The following is a 15447-nucleotide window of genomic DNA, read 5'->3' on the forward strand; positions in this document are numbered from 1 at the left end:
CTCCCAATTAATACTTAGTACCGCCAAGCGACTGAGCTTGGTTGATAATGTGGAAAATGACATTCTGTTCAATGACGCCTTGAACCAAGTTCGAACCTGGACCCGTTGCATGTAGGCTGATATCTTCACCTGCATGAGTTTCGCTTCCCATCGGGATAAGAGACTGTTGCATAAAGTCGGTGTCTTGTGTGTCAACCGAGGTTAAATCATCTCGAACGCCAACCACGGCGCCAGGACCATTGGTGTAACCGAGCGTGGTGTAGGGCTTGCCATCCATTGCGGTTGATACACTGCCATCGACGCCATGTACCAAACCTAAGATCGGATTGCCACGTTTTGGATACCCTGCAATGGTAAATACATGGCTGTGATCGGCAGTCACTAGAATTAAGGTTTCATCTGGATCGGTATTTTCATAAGCGGCTTTTACCGCATTAGATAGCTCTGCAGCATCTATCAAGGCGCGTTTGGCATTGCCCGCATGATGTGCGTGGTCGATACGACCCGATTCGACGATCAGTAGGTAACCATTGTCGTTCTTTTTCAGTAGTTCGATAGACTTTGCCGTCATTTCGGTAAGTGAGGGCTCACCGCCAACATCATTGGCGCGGTCGGCTTCATACTCCATGTGCGACGAGTTAAACAAGCCTAATAGGTGGTCAGTGGTTGCAACATCAATGGCGTCAAACTCATCTTTATTCCACACGTATGCAGCGTTGTCGAAGTTATCCATCCACGCTTGTGTTAAGTCCATACCGTCTTTACGACTACCAGACTTATTTTCGCCGTCAGTCACAGTGTTAGGAATAAATGCGCGGCGACCACCACCTAAGGCAACGCTAAGCGCATTGTCTTTATCGCGCATCACCATTTGGTAGGCGATATCTTTACATTCATTGGCAATAGCTTCTGCTGTGAGATTGCTATCGGCTTCCCAGTTACGTTCTGGGCTGTGGGCATAGGTAGCTGCAGGCGTAGCGTGAGTAATTCGAGCGGTACTGACTACCCCTGTAGATAGACCCTTAGCATTAGCAAGGTCGACTAAGGTGACTAACTCATTTCCCTTTGATGACAAGCAGTTTCCACGCAATACTGAATCAGAAACCGAAATCACCCCAGCCTTAGATTTTACGCCTGTAGCGATAGCCGTCATGGTGCCGGCACTGTCTGGCGTTTGTTGGTTGGTGTTGTAGGTTTTAACTAAGGCAGTGTGATTAAACTTTTCAAAACTTAGGAAGTTCTCTTCACCACCTTGGTTACCATTTTGCTGTTGTCCTTGATAAATCCGCGCTGCAGTAAGGGTTGAAATACCCATACCGTCACCAACAAACAAAATGACATTTTTAGCCTTAGTTTTAGTTTCTAAGTTGGCTTTCTCTGTTACCAGCTGCGCGCTGTCTTTAAACCAAGGGCTATCCGATTGAACACTTGGTAGAGCGGCGCTGTTGGCTGCCATCGATACTAGGCTGCAAGAAATTAATGCAGCTAATCTTTTTATCATCATCACTTTCATCATCCGTATGTAGGGTTGAAAATTAGTTTTCAATTGAGATAAAGCGGCCTGATTGTCTGCTATTGATATGACAGAAATGGGTCAGTTGGATTTCAGTTGTGTTAATAAGGCGAAAATAGGTGTTTTGTTAATGATTAAAATTGGTGCAGCTAAGCACCGTTTAGGTGCTAACTCCATACAACTCTTCTTGAAAGTGTGTTGATTTTATTGGATTTTTAATATTGGCTTAGATTTTGATACTACTTTATGAGTATCTAGCAGGAGGCAAATCATGAAGTATTACAGTCGACGTTTTATTAAACCTGAGCATCTTAACCCAGCCAATGCGCTGTTTGGTGGACAACTATTAAGCTGGATAGATGAAGAGGCGGCGATCTTTGCAGCATGTCAGATGCGCAGTCAAAGCATTGTGACTAAGATCATTTCCGAAATTAACTTTATGACGCCAGCGAGGCAGGGCGATGTTATCGAGTTTGGCTTAGAGCTGATTAGCGCAGGAGTCAGCTCAATTACGGTTCGTTGTGAGGTTCGCAATAAGATGTCGCTATTACCAGTGGTCAGTATCGACAAGATGATTTTTGTTAACGTCGATGAGAATGGCTTGCCTAAACCTCATGGTATGCGTGCTAATGCCGCTTAAATGTAAATCTAACGAGCGCTTGAATTTTCAAGCGTTTTAAAACTTAGTGGTCAGTAATTGTGAAGTGACTTAATCCTTTTTACTTAAATCTTCTTTTACTGACTGGACTGCATCGCGAGAGGCATGGCCAATTGCTTTTGTGGTATCTCGGGTAGCGTGTCCAATCTCTGTCGTGACCTCTTTGGTCGTCTCACCAATAGCTTTACCTGTATTTTTGAGTTCAGCACAGCCTGATATTAGAATACAGACGAGGATAGCGATGATTAGTGATTTCATATGGGAGTGAAAGCCAGTGAGTAGATTGTGGCACCATTCTAGCTTTTAATTGAGGAGAGTAAAGCGTTCAATCGCGCATAGCGCTGCACAGAATGGCGTTATGTAAAATAGCGTTGTTATAGGAAGACCACAAACAGCTGAAACTATCCCAAGCCTAAAAACAGACTACCTCCGCGGTTGGAGGTAGTCTGTTTGAAATGAGGGGCGAACCGCGTTGTTAATCCAGTTTAGATAATCTCTGTTGATAGTCTTTGATAAGGTGTTCCATTATCTCTTGTACAGAAGTATCTTTGGTCGAATCATCCATATAGATCTTAAAGGTCACTAAAATGTTGCCGTTGCCATTGAGTCTGCCACTTTGCATTGAAAAGTATGAGCTTTCACCATCGGCTTCTCTGACGACAAATCCATCTTGTTCAAAAATACGGTGGCCAGAACGGTCGTGCCATTTAGTAATACGATTTAAACCAATTTCGCATGACTCGTTAAATTCGACATGGTTTTGCCATGTGGTGGGATGAGCGGGATCCTTAATGTGTGGGCATCGAACTGTATAGTTGTAGACATGAGAAATTGCTGTCATAAATTACCTACCTTTAATTATGGATGTCAGTGCCATCATAGGCACCGCATTTCTTTTCGGTCAACTTATATCCATTTATCTTCTCACTGAAAATCGATACTGTTGGCCAGATTTATCGGTTGCTCTAGATCTTTTGTAGCATGAGTTAAAGAGTGATAACCATGTGCAATGTCTCATTTTTTATAGTCTTTAGTTAATTGCATTATCACCGCTTAATAAAGCAACAGCTAATCGAAGGGGCACACGAGCTAAATGCGAGTGGGGATACTAATTGGTATTACTATTCTGAAAGAGATAAGGGTTTAGATGAGATGGCTGTACTTTGGGGAGGGCGGTATAAAATCAGGTCAACGGATTCTAGGGCCTGACCGCAGATACGAAAAAGGCGACCTAGGTCGCCTTTTTTAAGTTAAGCAATTAAGGCTTAAGCAGGAACTACGTTCGCAGCTTGTAAACCTTTTTGACCTTGCTCAACTTCGAAAGATACTTTTTGGCCTTCAGCTAAGGTTTTGAAACCGTCAGACGCGATAGCACGGAAATGAACGAATACGTCAGCACCGCCATTTTCTTGAGAGATGAAGCCGAAACCTTTCTCTTCGTTAAACCATTTGACGATACCAGTAGTTGAATTAGACATGTTGTGTCCCTTATTTAAATTCATAAAAAATTATCGCGACATTGCGATGTGCTGAGTAGCTGAATTATTAAAGTATTACGAGAAGCTAAGGGAAACACTGAGGACAAAAAATGGTACATATTTGACTAAGGGTTTTACTTTTACTTTATTCTTTATCATTAATAACTCTGAACAACAGAGCGGCGTCAGGTTAACACAGTTTGGTGACAATACACTATTTATTTTTCCGAACAATACACGATTTATTTTTACGAAATAGTAATCTTTAGTATGGGTTTTATAATAACATCATACTTATCAATGTATTATGTTTGGTTCCTGTTTGTGTTTATTTGTTTAGCATCTGGTAACGCTGTGTCAGTGCCCCTCCATCTCTAGGGGGCGGATGTTGTGAACGTCTTTAATGCACGACGATATGGATATAGGAGCTAGGGTCGCCCATAAAGCTGTGACCACGGAGCAATTAAAGGTCTAGCCTCATAAGCGTTAACCTTTGGTGCTAAATCGTCGCTGAGCGATCACATCTTTATACTGATTGGTATTCGCGCTGTTTATCGTCGTTTTCCATAAAGAAAAAGGCCCGTTGTCATAGTATGAGTAACGGGCCTTTTAGCTAGCTGAATCTTTGCAGGGAAAAAGCGAGCTGACACTATTTTATAACAGATATAACTGGGCGTTCTAGCCGATAAGTGTGACGAACAAAGAATATTAATACGGCTATTTTTATTCGCAAGGAATAAAAAGACCTACTTAGCTAGCTAATTAGGTCTTTATCGCAGTACTTATTACAGAGTGACTAACTTATTCACTTTCAGCTAAGCTAGCAGCTTAAGCTTATCTTACAAGGCGTTAGTAAAGATCTGACAGATCTCTTCGTGAGTAGCTTGTTTCGGGTTAGTAACACCACAAGCATCCTTTAGCGCGTTGTCTGCAAGTGTAGGGATATCTTCTGCTTTTACGCCAAGCTTGGTTAAGTTTTCAGGGATCTTAACCGCCACAGATAAGGCTTTAATCGCATCGATTGCAGCCTGTGCGCCTTGTTCATCACTCATATCTGCGACATCAACCCCCATTGCTTTGGCTATATCTTTTAGTCGAGGAGCGGCAACCTGAGCGTTATAAGCTTGAACATGTGGCAATAATAGCGCATTACATACACCATGAGGCAGGTCGTAGAAACCGCCAAGTTGATGTGCCATTGCATGCACATAACCTAGACTCGCGTTGTTAAATGCCATGCCAGCAAGGAACTGAGCATAAGCCATCTGTTCACGTGCTTCGATGTTTTGACCATTATCAACCGCTTCGACAAGATTTCCTTGAATGAGCTCGATTGCTTTGATTGCACAAGCATCAGTAATTGGGTTCGCGGCAATTGATACATAGGCTTCAACGGCATGAGTTAACGCGTCCATTCCTGTTGCTGCGGTAAGACCTGCTGGTTTTAGTAGCATCAACTCTGGATCATTGACTGATAAAAGAGGGGTTGTATGCTTATCAACGATAGCCATTTTGATGTGACGTGCTTCATCTGTAATGATGCAGAAGCGTGTCATCTCACTGGCTGTACCTGCTGTAGTATTAATCGCAACTAGTGGTAGTTGAGGCTTAGCTGACATATCTAAGCCTTCATAATCTTTGATGCTACCGCCATTGGTCGCAACTAAAGCGATGCCTTTTGCACAATCATGTGGAGAGCCACCACCGAGTGAAATCACAAAATCACAGTCATTGGCTTTTAGTAGTTCAAGCCCTGCTTCTACGTTGCCAACGGTTGGGTTGGGTTGTACACCGTCGAATACGGTAGAGGTGATGCCTGCAGCGCCAAGCTTCTCTACAATTTGCCCGACTAAGCCAATTTCAACCAAAGGTTTATCAGTAACGATCAGTGCACGCTGAAAGCCGAGAGTTTTAATGTCGCCAATGGCATCATCAACAGCATTTTGTCCTAACACATTGACAGCGGGGATAAAAAATTTAGCAGCCATAAAATCACCTTTACGCTTAAATATTAAAAATAGGTATATTTTCTGGTAACTAAAGTACCAACCCCGCATTGGGGAAAGTGTGATCTGACTCGTAAAAATGCCTACTTTAGACAAAGAGGTGATAAGAAGTTGGATCTATACAACTAAAAATGTAAATTTATGACAATAGTTGTGTATACCTATTGATATGTGACTTGTTTTTTCTTCTCAGCTATAAATCATTGACCAGATGAAATTGTACTAATGTGGACCCATTACAACGTCTAAGTTGGCGGCTTTTTTCTCACCAATTAGTCGCATTGTTATCGTTGCCTTGCACAATAATAGTGCGGATTATGGTCACTCGTCGCGCAAGCACTAAGGTGTTTTCTTACATTCGCCTCTAATCGAAAGTTAATAAGCTGTTGATTTTAAGTGTTTTATATTTGTCATCAGCTTGAAATATCTCTGTCTTCAAGTTGTTATCTTGCTTTGGCATGGTAACTGCTCAATTCAATGTGGCTGTTTGATTTAGATGCAAGGGAATGGGCGATGAGCTTGGATAAATTACTTTATTTACAAGGTGTGGGTGCAAGCTTCATTAATTATAGTGGTGAGTTAACTGTGCAGTCGTCTGCTGATCGTGTGCAGATCCTTGGGTGTATGTTAGGTCAACTAAAACAGCCGTTATTTGATCTAACCCAAACCACCCCAGAAGATTTTGTTGACAGGAATGCTAAGGCTATCGAGGCAAGAATTGAGCAGCTCGATGCAAAGCCATGGCAAAGAGCATTACCCATTTTTCAGCATACTAATCTAAAGGAGCCTTGTATTACTCTCTTTTTCCCGCAGGGAGATGAGCGCTTGTTAACGCTCGAGTTAATCACCGAATCAGGGGAGCAGTATCAGTGGCCTATCAATCGCGAAGCATTGATTAGAACAGGAGATTATTACTGGGCAGGGACAACTTTTTATCGCTTTGATATGCATTTAAGTGATTATCTAAATGACACCGCTCACCCCGATATGGGGTATCACACCCTAAAGTTACGGCTTACTAACCGGGAAAGTGGCGAATATCAACAGGTATCTGGCACTATTTTATTTTCGCCGAGTAGAGCATTTCAGTTAACGACGATTGACTCCCATAAACCATGGGGGGTGAGTGTTCAGTTATATAGTTTACGCAGCGATGCTCAGTGGGGGATTGGTGATTTTGGCGACCTTTCGCGTTTGGTGGGTTGGCTTAGCCAGTTTGGTTGTGACTTTATTCAGCTTAATCCTTTACATGCATTGGGTTTGAAGGGGGCCGATGACGAACATATTAGCCCATATAGCCCAAGCGATCGACGCAGGATAAACCCTTTATATATAGATATTGACACTGTGAATGAGGCGCTAAGCATTGAAGAGTGGTTAGCAAGTCAACATGATGTTCGCTGCCAGCTCAATGAGGGAGATTGGCTTGATTATGGAGCTTTAAGCACGTTCAAATATCAAATATTTACTCGTCTGTATCAGGTGTTTTACCAAGAGCATTACCTCAAACAAGATGATCGTTTTAATGATTTTAAGCAGTTTGTTGATGGCGAGGGGCAAGCGTTAGTTGCCTTTTGTCAGCATGAAGCTGATGGATTTGACGAATCTCAACAACAAAGTTTACTCCGTGAACCTCTATTACATCAATATTTACAATTTGTCGCACATCAGCAGTTGTTAGCGTGTCAGCGTCAGGCCAAAGACGCCGGAATGAGTGTGGGCCTAATCGGTGATTTAGCGGTTGGGGTGCGTGGTGATGGCGTAGAGGTAAAGCACGATGGCACTCTCTTTTGTCAGCGAGCGAGTATTGGCGCACCACCAGATGATTTTTCCAGTAAGGGACAAAATTGGGGACTAACCCCACTCGACCCAATCGCGATGAGGCAAGATGGCTTTAATTATTTTACTCAGCTTGTGCGTGCCAACATGCGTTACTACGGGGCGTTAAGGGTCGATCACGTGATGGCTATGCTTCGCTTGTGGTGGTGGCCGATGAACACCGAGCAAGCAGGGGGCTGTTATGTCTACTACCCCCTAGATGAGCTAATGGCAATCATTCGAACAGAGAGTATCAAAGCGCAATGCGCCGTAATTGGTGAGGATTTAGGCATAGTGCCGCCAGAGATTAATGCGCAGCTGAGCGAATCTGGGATCTATTCAAATGAGCTTTTTTATTTTTGTAAAGATGCTCAGGGCTTTAAAGCGCCAAACCTACATAAACCCCACAGTCTAATGATGTTAGCTAACCATGATGTGCCACCGTTAGCGGCGTGGTGGTCAAAGAGCGATCTGCATTTAATGCGTCAGCTAGGACTTATCGATAGTGACGAGCAGCTAAAACAAGCTATTGAGGCACGAGATGCTGAGCGCCAAAAGTTGCTCGTAATGCTCAATCAAACCGTTGGATTCGATGGCGACTTCAGTAGCGATTACCTGTGGGTATTGGAGGCTTGGATTAAATCGGCAGCTCAGAGCCAATCGGCTCTATTTAGTGTGCAGTTGATGGATCTATTTTCTGAGCACTATAGCGTCAACATTCCGGGAACATGGCGCGAGTACGCTAATTGGCAGCGCCGCATACCTTATACCTTAGAGGTGTTGCAACAAACGCCATCAGTCAACAAATTAATAGAGGATATTCAGCAGATAAGAAGCGCAGATATCGCCACATTAGAAGTTGCTGATTAGCCTTGTTCTGAACGATATTCGATTTACCGATAGGGACACCAAAAGATGAATAACAAGACAAGGGTACTGATTGAACCAGCTGCGATAGCAGCCTTGATTGATGCAAACTACACCGACATCTTTGCCTTGCTAGGAATGCACACCATTATGGTACCACCTGCAAAAAAGGGGCAAGATGGTCCTGAAGTTCAGCGGCTTGTGGTGCGGGCTTTTTTGCCTGGTGCGCTGCGGGTGGAACTACTTAGTGCCAGTGATGGACGCAAAGTGAGCGAGTTAGACTTATTAGATGATCAAGGTGTGTTTGCCGGGCTTGCTGGTCGTCGAGTGAAACCTTTTGCGTACCGTTTACGAGTGCATTATCCACTGAGTGTCGAGGAGATTGTTGACCCTTATCAGTTTCACTCGCAATTAAGTGCCGATGACCTATATCTATTTGGTGAGGGACGCCAGCAACAAGCTTATCGTTTTATGGGAGCCAATTGGCGAACCGTTGACGGCGTGCCTGGTGTGCTATTTTGTGTCTGGGCACCTAATGCAAAACGAGTTTCTGTGGTTAATGATGCGAACCATTGGGATGGTAGACGCCATGTGATGCGCTCGCATATCGCCAATGGTTTGTGGGAGCTCTTTGTGCCACAAATTGATGCTCTTAGTCATTATAAGTATGAGATTGAATCCGCCGACGGAGAGCTATTTTTAAAATCAGATCCTTATGGTAAATCGATGCAAGCAGCCCCTGGGAACGCATCGATAGTCCCGCCAAAGCTTGATTATGCTTGGCGAGACTTGTCATGGCTTGAGACCCGTGCGAATACTGAATGGCATAAAGCCCCAGTTTCTATCTATGAAGTGCATATAGGCTCTTGGCGTCGCAAAGGTGAACATGGCGAGGTGTATCTTAGCTATAAAGAGCTTGCCGAGCAGCTGATCCCATATGTGCTTAAACAGGGTTATACCCATATACAGCTAATGCCTATCAGCGAGTTTCCTTTCGACGGTTCTTGGGGATATCAGCCTGTTGGGATCTATGCGCCAACCCACAGATTCGGTCAGCCCCATGAGTTAAAAGCCTTTATTGATGCCTGTCATCAAGCGGGGATAGGGGTGTTGCTTGACTGGGTTGCAGCCCACTTCCCAAAAGATCCCCACGGATTAACACGTTTCGATGGTAGCTGCCTTTATGAACATCAAGATCCCCGTCAAGGTGAGCACCCTGATTGGGATACCTTGATCTATAACTATGGCCGCGCAGAGGTGCAAAGCTACCTGTTAAGTAATGCGCATTACTGGCTCGATGAGTTTCACTTCGATGGCCTGCGTTTAGATGCGGTGTCATCTATGCTCTATCTCGATTACAGCCGAGAACCAGGGCAATGGTTACCCAATGCTTATGGTGGTCGCGAAAATCTCGAAGCGATCACTTTTTTACAAGATCTTAATACCCGACTTTATCAGTGTTTTCCGGGGATCATGATGATAGCGGAAGAATCAACCGCTTGGCCAGGAGTAACAAAAGCGGTCGAGCACGGTGGTTTGGGTTTTGGCTTTAAATGGAATATGGGCTGGATGAACGACAGCTTAGCCTATCTCAGTCGCGATCCACTCTATCGTAGCCATCATCATAATCAACTGACCTTTAGCTTAGTCTATAGCTTCACCGAGCAGTTTATCTTGTCGTTAAGCCATGATGAGGTGGTGCATGGTAAAGGTTCGCTGCTGCATAAAATCCCCGGTGATGATTGGCAAAAGTTTGCCACTTTAAGGGCCTATCTTGGGTTTATGTGGGGGCATCCAGGTAAGAAACTGCTATTTATGGGCAGTGATTTCGCTCAGAGAGATGAGTGGTCCCATGAACGAAGCTTAGATTGGCATTTACTGGCTTTTGAGCCACATCAGGGAGTGCAACAGTGGGTCAGCGATCTTAACCGTTTATATCGCCAAAGCGTTGCGCTGTATGGCGACGACCATGATCCGCAAGGATTTCGCTGGCTAGATTGTGACAATGCCAGCGCCAGCGTATTGAGTTTTATTCGTCAAAGTGACGGCAAACAGCTGCTGTTTATCGTTAATATGACACCTGAGGTTTACCGTGAGTTTCGTATTGGATTGCCGCAAGCGGGGCGATATCGCGAGTGTCTAAATAGCGATAGTAGCTATTATGGCGGTAGCGATGTGGGTAATGAAGGGCTGGTGGAAAGTGAGTCTATAGCCTATCAAGGGTATGAGCAAAGTGCTTGTATCACTGTTCCACCACTGGCATGCATCGTACTTGCGCCTGATGATCTGCTTGAGGGTGGCGTAAATGAGGTGAGTCATGTTGTTAAGTAGTGGCAAACCCTATCCACTTGGGGCAACCGTCGACGATGCTGGAGTGAACTTTGCTCTGTTTTCTGCCAATGCTACTGCCGTTTATCTATGCCTGTTTGATGAGGACGATATTGAGATAGGCCGTTTTAGTTTACCTCGTCAAACTCAGCAAATATGGCATGGTCATATCAGTGAGATCGGCGCTGGTATGCGTTATGGTTTTCGGGTTGATGGCCCTTATCAGCCGTTGATAGGTCATCGATTTAATGTCAATAAACTGCTACTCGATCCCTATGCTAAACAGTTTGCGGGGGAATTTGTCGATGACAAGCTGCATTACGGTTATCAGTTTGCCCACAAAGATGAAGATCTCAGTTTTTGTTCACTCGATAATGCCGCCTTGATGCCCAAATGCGTGGTGGTTGATACCCGTAACCTCACACCAATCGTCCCTCTTGCGAAGCCTTATAATCAAGAGGAAGTTTCGCTTTCACTCAGGCGTAGCGTGATCTATGAGACGCATGTGAAAGGTTTTACTCGGTTGCACCCTGAAGTGGATAAAGCATTACGAGGTACTTTTGCGGGATTGGCTTCGCCTGCGGTGATTAGCTATCTCAGTCAATTAGGGATAACAGCGGTCGAGTTACTCCCGTCACAACAATTTATCAGTGAAGCCTTTTTACAAGAAAAACAGCTCAGCAATTACTGGGGCTACAACACTATCGGTTTCTTTGCGCCTCATAAGGACTATCTGTGCCAAAACAATATTGAAGAGTTTCGCCTGATGGTCAGCGAGATGCATAGCGCTGGGATAGAGGTGATTCTCGATGTGGTATACAACCATACCGCCGAGGGCAACCGACTCGGTCCCACTTTTAGCTTTAAAGGGATAGATAACGCCAGTTATTACCGGCTGCATCCAAGCGAACCTCGCTACTACATTAATGATACGGGCTGTGGTAACACCTTTAATATTGCTCACCCTAACGTATTGCAACTGGTGATGGACTCTCTGCGTTATTGGGTTGAAGTCATGGGCGTGGACGGCTTTCGTTTCGATTTAGCAACCACCCTTGGACGAGAAGAACATGGGTTCGATGCTGGCGCTGGTTTTTTTGATGCAATAAAACAAGACCCTGTGCTGAGCCAAGTGCGTTTGATTGCCGAGCCTTGGGATATTGGCCCCGGTGGTTATCAGCTGGGACAATATCCAGTGGGCTGGAGCGAATGGAACGATAGGTATCGTGACACAGTGCGTCGATTTTGGCGTGGTGATGCTGGCATGTTGCCTGAGTTTGCTCGCCGTTTTCATGGTTCTAGCGATCTGTTTGAACATTCTGGGCGCAAACCCACGGCGACCATCAACTTTATTACCAGCCATGATGGTTTTACTTTGATGGATTTAGTCAGTTTTCGTCATAAACATAACCAAGCCAATGGCGAACAAAACCGTGACGGTCACAATGAGAATTTTAGTGACAATTATGGCATCGAAGGTGCCACCGATGATGTGGAACTGTTAGCACTGCGTTCGCGTCAATGCCGCAACATGTTGACTACACTTTTCCTCTCTCAGGGCGTCCCTATGTTGCTCGCTGGTGATGAGTTTGGTCATAGTCAAAAGGGCAACAATAACGCTTATTGTCAAGATAACGCTAATAGCTGGATCAATTGGCAAAGTGATATTAACCGTGATGCGTTGCTCGATTTTACGACTAAATTAATTAAGATGCGTCGTCGCTTTCCGCTGCTCTGTCATCGTGAATATATCCATGAGAGTGCTAATGAGAATTCGCCTGGATTGGATTGGTTTTGCCGTCAGGGTGAACCTATGACTAAGGCACACTGGGGTGAGGCACAGACTCGCACCTTAAGTGTGGTGATTAGCGGTGAGTTGGAGGCGCAAGCTGGTTGTCGTCAAGCCTTGTTATTGATGTTAAACGCCGATGACCAGTCTCATCAGTTTACGCTGCCAAATGTTCGTGGCATCGACCAGTGGCAGTGTTTACTTACCACCCAAGATGAACCTCCCTTCCAGCATGAGATTGCCCATAACCAGCACAGAACCGCTCCTACTGAGCGTTCCAGTTTAGTGCTGCAAGATCGAAGTTTAATGGTCTATTACGCCCAATTTACAGGAGAAAATGAATGAGCCAGAGCAAAGAAGATGAGACAACCAAAAAGGCCAAAACCACAAAGACTCCTCGTGCTAAGAAGGCAGTAAAAAGCGTGATCTGCGATCCCTGTGAAACATTAGGCGCTTGTTTCGAACGCCATCTCGATAAGAGTCTGTCACCTAAAGAGCGTGATCAGCAAGAGTTGTTTTACGCCTTTGCCTTAAGCGTGAAAGATCAGATGTTGCCAAAATGGCGTGAGACTCGATTGGGCGATAGAGCTGGGGGAAAAAAGCGTGTCGCTTACTTGTCACTTGAGTTTTTAATGGGACGCGCCCTAAGTAATGCACTGAATAATTTAGATATGAGCGCGGAGAGCCAAGCGGTATTGCGCGATTATGCGGTGCAGCGTGAGTCGATTGAGCAGGAGGAACATGATGCGGGACTGGGAAACGGCGGCTTGGGGCGTCTTGCTGCCTGTTTTCTCGATAGCTGTGCCAGCCTCGACTTAAATGTGACGGGTTATGGGATCCGTTACGAGTATGGCATGTTTGCGCAAAAGCTATGTGATGGCTATCAGGTTGAGTGTCCCGATCGTTGGTTGCGTGATGGTAACCCGTGGGAGGTTCGTGTACCTAGTCATAATGTACTGGTGCCTTTCTTTGGTCATACCGAGTCATATATCGACCGTAACGGCAAACGTCAGTTTGTATGGGCCGAGACTCAAGATGTTCTCGCGGTCGCCTATGATATGCCTGTCCCCGGTTACCGTAATGACCGCATTAATACCCTAAGACTTTGGAAATCAGAAGCAACAGATGACTTTGATTTAGAAGAATTTAACCAAGGGGATTATACCGAAGCGGTTGCGCGTAAAAATCTGGCAGAACAGATCACTATGGTGCTCTATCCAAATGATGCCAGTGAGAATGGAAAGGAACTGCGTCTACGTCAGCAGTACTTCTTATCGTCAGCCAGTTTACAAGATCTGCTTAATACTTGGGTTTGTCAGCACGGGGAGGATTTTACCGATTTTGCTCGGCTCAATGTGATGCAGTTAAACGACACTCATCCCAGCGTCGCTATTCCAGAGTTAATGCGTTTATTAATGGACAAGTATGGACTGTGCTGGGACAAGGCGTGGGAGATCACCAGTCAGACAATGGCTTATACCAATCATACCTTGCTTCCCGAGGCTTTGGAGCGTTGGCCTGTGCGTATGTTTGAACATATGTTGCCACGAATATTGGATATTATTTACGAGATAAATGCCCGTTATCTCGACGTGGTAGCCCATCACTGGCCTGGCGACGGTGACAAACTCAGAGCTATGTCTATTATCGAAGAGGGAGCCGAACCCCATGTGCGCATGGCGTATCTTGCGATTGTGGCGAGCTTCTCGGTGAACGGGGTTGCAGGATTACATACACGTCTGCTGACTTCTGGTTTGTTTAAAGATTTTTATGCCTTATGGCCTGAGAAGTTTAATAACAAAACCAATGGGGTTACCCCAAGACGATGGATGACGCAGAGTAATCCTGCTCTGGCAGATTTGCTGACTAAACGTCTTGGTGATGCTTGGATAACCGATCTTAGTCATCTTAATGCGCTCAATGCCTTTACCGATGATGAAAGCTTGCTCAAAGCGTGGCGCAAGGTAAAGTTTGATAACAAATGCCATCTTGCCGAGCTCGTTAAGCAAGAATGTGATGTGGACTTTGACCCTACTATGATGTTCGATGTGCAGGTGAAACGCATTCATGAGTACAAGCGTCAGCTATTAAACATCTTGCATGTGATCCACCTCTATCATCAGATCCAGCAGGGTAACTTAAGTGATATTACGCCCAGATGTGTATTGATTGGTGGTAAGGCCGCCCCCGGTTATTTCATGGCAAAGTTACTCATCAAACTGGCTAATAATGTCGCTCACATGGTTAACTCAGATCCGGTTGTTGCACCTTATCTTCGTTTTGCCTTCTTGCCCAATTATAACGTCAGTGCCATGGAGCGTATCTGCCCAGGTACAGACCTTTCCGAGCAGATCTCAACTGCCGGAAAGGAGGCTTCTGGAACTGGCAACATGAAATTCATGATGAATGGCGCGTTGACCATTGGCACCTTAGATGGCGCCAATATTGAGATGTTAGAGGAGGTGGGACAAGAGAATTTCTTCCTGTTTGGCCTTAATGCCGATGAGGTAGAGTCCCTGAAGCCTCATTATGATCCGAGTGTTTTTATTAACCAATCGACGGCGCTTACTGAAGTGATGGAGCTGCTTGAAAGTGGTCATTTTAGTCTGTTAGAGCCGGGGATCTTTAATCCTATTATCGGCAGCATTCGTAGCCCTACCGATCCATGGATGATCGCCGCCGATTTTGAATCTTACCGACAAGCACAGCAAAAGGCTGCTACGGCTTATCAAGACCAACATCATTGGACACAGATGAGTATACGTAACACGGCGGCGAGTGGCCGCTTTTCTAGCGATGTCACAATTGGGCAGTATCGCGATGAAATTTGGGGGATAAAGCCATGAAAGTAATTTGCATTATATCAGGCATAAGCCAGGTGCTAATCACGCGGTCAACTGCCATCAGATGGGTGACGCGAGTTTTAGCCAATAATAAAAAACGGCAAATTAACCGTTATCGACCTTCAACCTGTACTGACAAAGGTGCAT

General features: G+C 45.0%; 10 protein-coding genes. 5 read left to right on the forward strand and 5 right to left on the reverse strand.

The genetic code is table 11. The features are described 5' to 3' along the window. Positions 1 to 7: 7 nt before the first annotated feature. Complete coding sequence (locus K0I62_RS05055) at positions 8 to 1504, reverse strand: alkaline phosphatase (RefSeq protein WP_220070416.1); 1497 nt, start codon at positions 1502 to 1504, stop codon at positions 8 to 10. A gap of 280 nt (positions 1505 to 1784) precedes the next feature. Between K0I62_RS05055 and K0I62_RS05060 the strand changes: the two genes are divergently transcribed. Next, positions 1785 to 2153, forward strand: a complete 369-nt coding sequence (locus K0I62_RS05060; protein ID WP_220061583.1) for an acyl-CoA thioesterase — start codon at positions 1785 to 1787, stop codon at positions 2151 to 2153. 69 nt (positions 2154 to 2222) lie between these two features. On the opposite strand, the gene K0I62_RS05065 is transcribed toward K0I62_RS05060, so the two are convergent. The 4 genes from K0I62_RS05065 to yiaY form a co-directional block, all read right to left on the reverse strand. Further along, positions 2223 to 2429, reverse strand: a complete 207-nt coding sequence (locus K0I62_RS05065; RefSeq protein ID WP_220070417.1) for a hypothetical protein — start codon at positions 2427 to 2429, stop codon at positions 2223 to 2225. A gap of 217 nt (positions 2430 to 2646) precedes the next feature. After that, positions 2647 to 3012 (reverse strand): cytoplasmic protein, encoded by a 366-nt coding sequence (locus tag K0I62_RS05070; RefSeq protein WP_220070418.1) that lies wholly within the window; start codon positions 3010 to 3012, stop codon positions 2647 to 2649. 424 nt (positions 3013 to 3436) lie between these two features. Then, entirely contained in the window at positions 3437 to 3649 is a 213-nt protein-coding gene (gene cspE, locus K0I62_RS05075) for a transcription antiterminator/RNA stability regulator CspE (protein WP_220061580.1), read from the reverse strand. A gap of 839 nt (positions 3650 to 4488) precedes the next feature. Beyond that, on the reverse strand, positions 4489 to 5637 hold the full coding sequence (gene yiaY, locus K0I62_RS05080) for an L-threonine dehydrogenase (RefSeq protein WP_220070419.1): 1149 nt from the start codon (positions 5635 to 5637) through the stop codon (positions 4489 to 4491). Between the two features lie 531 nt (positions 5638 to 6168). Here yiaY and malQ point away from each other — a divergent pair. From malQ to K0I62_RS05100, 4 genes are read left to right on the forward strand one after another with little or no spacing between them, the layout of a single operon-like run. After that, the gene (gene malQ, locus K0I62_RS05085) at positions 6169 to 8343 is read left to right on the forward strand and encodes a 4-alpha-glucanotransferase (RefSeq protein ID WP_220070420.1); all 2175 of its coding nucleotides are present in this window, start codon (positions 6169 to 6171) and stop codon (positions 8341 to 8343) included. A 45-nt stretch (positions 8344 to 8388) separates the two neighbouring features. Continuing rightward, on the forward strand, positions 8389 to 10671 hold the full coding sequence (glgB, locus tag K0I62_RS05090) for a 1,4-alpha-glucan branching protein GlgB (protein ID WP_220070421.1): 2283 nt from the start codon (positions 8389 to 8391) through the stop codon (positions 10669 to 10671). Next, positions 10658 to 12802 carry a glycogen debranching protein GlgX gene (gene glgX / locus K0I62_RS05095; RefSeq protein ID WP_220070422.1) on the forward strand — a complete coding sequence of 715 codons (2145 nt, stop codon included), beginning with the start codon at positions 10658 to 10660 and terminating at the stop codon, positions 12800 to 12802. The genes glgB and glgX overlap by 14 nt, the downstream gene beginning before the upstream one ends. Beyond that, complete coding sequence (locus K0I62_RS05100; RefSeq protein ID WP_220070423.1) at positions 12799 to 15303, forward strand: glycogen/starch/alpha-glucan phosphorylase; 2505 nt, start codon at positions 12799 to 12801, stop codon at positions 15301 to 15303. Before glgX ends, K0I62_RS05100 begins: the two co-directional genes overlap by 4 nt. Positions 15304 to 15447 lie beyond the last annotated feature (144 nt).

The sequence above is a fragment of the Shewanella psychrotolerans genome (assembly GCF_019457595.1).
GTDB classification, from domain to species: Bacteria; Pseudomonadota; Gammaproteobacteria; order Enterobacterales; family Shewanellaceae; genus Shewanella; species Shewanella psychrotolerans.